Genomic DNA, 493 nt, shown 5'->3' on the forward strand with positions numbered 1-493 from the left:
GCCTTCCTCCTCGCTGAAAGTACTTTACAACCCGAAGGCCTTCTTCATACACGCGGCATGGCTGCATCAGGCTTGCGCCCATTGTGCAATATTCCCCACTGCTGCCTCCCGTAGGAGTCTGGACCGTGTCTCAGTTCCAGTGTGGCTGGTCATCCTCTCAGACCAGCTAGGGATCGTCGCCTAGGTGAGCCATTACCCCACCTACTAGCTAATCCCATCTGGGCACATCTGATGGCATGAGGCCCGAAGGTCCCCCACTTTGGTCTTGCGACGTTATGCGGTATTAGCTACCGTTTCCAGTAGTTATCCCCCTCCATCAGGCAGTTTCCCAGACATTACTCACCCGTCCGCCGCTCGTCACCCGAGAGCAAGCTCTCTGTGCTACCGCTCGACTTGCATGTGTTAGGCCTGCCGCCAGCGTTCAATCTGAGCCATGATCAAACTCTTCAATTTAAGTTTGATGCTCGTGAATTAAACTTCGTAATGAATTACG

The 493-nt window shown here is 53.5% G+C and carries 1 rRNA gene; it reads right to left on the reverse strand.

Annotated elements, in window-relative coordinates:
- Positions 1 to 453 (reverse strand): 16S ribosomal RNA (locus tag PGR09_RS24515); the annotation flags it as partial.
- Between the last annotated feature and the right edge of the window lie 40 nt (positions 454 to 493).

Origin of the sequence: Klebsiella sp. 141251, from assembly GCF_050600725.1 — a bacterium.
GTDB lineage: Bacteria > Pseudomonadota > Gammaproteobacteria > Enterobacterales > Enterobacteriaceae > Klebsiella > Klebsiella aerogenes.